Annotated in this window: 2 protein-coding genes; both read right to left on the bottom strand. The window is 63.5% G+C overall.

Annotated elements, in window-relative coordinates:
- Nucleotides 1–166: 166 nt before the first annotated feature.
- Nucleotides 167–628: a GNAT family N-acetyltransferase gene (locus NKJ94_RS37265; RefSeq protein WP_352532751.1), complete on the bottom strand. Its 462-nt coding sequence runs from the start codon at nt 626–628 to the stop codon at nt 167–169.
- Between the two features lie 102 nt (nt 629–730).
- Complete coding sequence (locus NKJ94_RS37260) at nt 731–1,720, bottom strand: BMP family lipoprotein (RefSeq protein WP_352532749.1); 990 nt, start codon at nt 1,718–1,720, stop codon at nt 731–733.
- Nucleotides 1,721–2,011: the final 291 nt, after the last annotated feature.

Here is a 2,011-nt window from a genome sequence, read left to right as displayed (position 1 = left end):
GTCCTCCCACTCCATGCGCCTGCGCTCCTCGCTGCCGCAAATCAGGCGGCAAATCTCCCCAGTGCATAGCCCTCAGGCAAGATGGGGTGCTCGTCACGCTCACGAACAAGCCGCACCCGACGTGCCGGTAACCAAGCCGCCGCACTGGTGAGGGGGCGAGCAACGCCTAAAGGCGCGATCTGCGCGACATCAGCAACATGGGCGCGCCGTCCTGTTCAAACTCCTCGACGGCCACCCAGCCCAGCGTGGCGTAAAAGTCGCGCGCCTGCCAGGTATAGACATAGAGTTCGCTGACATCGGCCGATGCGGCATGCGCTTCGATCGCCCTGGCCAGTGCCGTCCCGATCCCTCGGCGCTGATGCTCCGGAGCGACGGCCAGCCCGGCCAGCCACGGCGTCAGATCATGCGCCGGCTCCCGCTCGCTGCGGACAAGCAGACAGGTTCCGGCCGGCACTCCGCCAACCCGAACGATCAGCGCGGTCTCGAACCTGTCGCCGGCCAGCAGCTTGCGAAGGTCGGCGACGTCGTCTGCGAGACTCCTCTCGCTCCCCTCAAAGAACGCGACAAGACGCAGGCTTGCGACTGCCTCGATATCGCGCTCGCGCGTGGGTTCGGTTATCGGTTGCATCGGTAGCTTGTCCGGTTGACGTCCTGAAGCAAGAACCTGCTGACACAAACAAAACCGCCGGGCTTTCACCCGGCGGCTCGTCAGCTCAGCAGTGTCTGTCGATCAATACGGGCAGGCATTGTCCGACATATAGTCGTGCACCTTGATGGTACCGGCGATGATGTCGGCCTTGGCTTTTTCGACCGCCGCCTTCATTGCATCGTCGACAAGCGCCTTGTTGTTGTCGTCCATGGCGTAGTCGACGCCGCCTTCCTTGAGGCCGAGATCGTTGACGCCGGCGGTGAACTTGCCGTCCTTGGCATCCATGAAGGTGTTGTAGACGGCAACGTCGACGCGCTTGACCATGGAGGTCAGCACCTTGCCGGGCTGCAGGCCGTTCTGGTTGGAATCGACACCGATGCCGAGCTTGCCGGCGTCGGCCGCTGCCTGCAGCACGCCGACACCGGTGCCGCCTGCCGCCGCGTAGACCACGTCGGCGCCCTGGTCGATCTGCGTCTTGGCGATCTCGCCGCCCTTGGCCGGATCATTCCAGGCTGCCGGCGTATCGCCGGTCATGTTCTGGATGACGTCGGTGGCGCCGGCCGCCTTGGCGCCGCCGACATAGCCGCAGCCGAACCTGCGGATCAGCGGAATATCCATGCCGCCGATGAAGCCGACCTTCTTGGTCTTGGAAGCCATCGCCGCCATCACGCCGACGAGATAGGAGCCTTCCTGCTCCTTGTAGACCAGGGAGCGGACATTGGGCTTGTCGACGACCATGTCGATGATGGCGAATTTGGTGTCGGGGAACTCGACCGCGATCTTGTCCAGCGCATCCGCCCAGGAGAAGCCCGCCATGACGATCGGATTGCGGCCGTCCTCGGCGAAGCGGCGCAGCGCCTGCTCGCGCTGGGTGGCGTTGCTGACCTCGAATTCCACATAAGGGATGCCGGTCTCGGTCTTGAACTTTTCGGCGCCGTTAAAGGACGCCTCGTTGAACGACTTGTCGAACTTGCCGCCGAGATCATAGAGGATCGCGGGTTGAATGTCCGCGGCGAAGGCCGGAAGAACCATTGCAGCTGCGGCCATGAGGCCGAGAACGATACGTTTCATGTGATCCACACCCCTGTCGGTTATTTGTCCATTATGCACCGCATGCCGGCCCGGTTCTCCGGCAGGCACACGGCGTCAGGCAGGAGTGTCTTCCTCCCGCTTCGGGCCAATCTGGCACGGCCCGAAACAAAATTCACGTGGAATTTTGACCTTTTGGAAAGGCGTGGGGCCCCCAAGCGGCGGCCCAGCAAGTTTCGTTGGGGAGGGGGCTAAAAAAAAGCGGGGACCGCGGCCCGGGTTGGGCCGGGGGACCCCGGTACCAGCAGGCCGCCAAAACCGGAGGGGGTGTTT

The organism is Mesorhizobium sp. M0060, from assembly GCF_040323155.1.
Lineage (GTDB): Bacteria > Pseudomonadota > Alphaproteobacteria > Rhizobiales > Rhizobiaceae > Mesorhizobium.
This window is presented reverse-complemented; position numbering and strand designations above follow the sequence as displayed.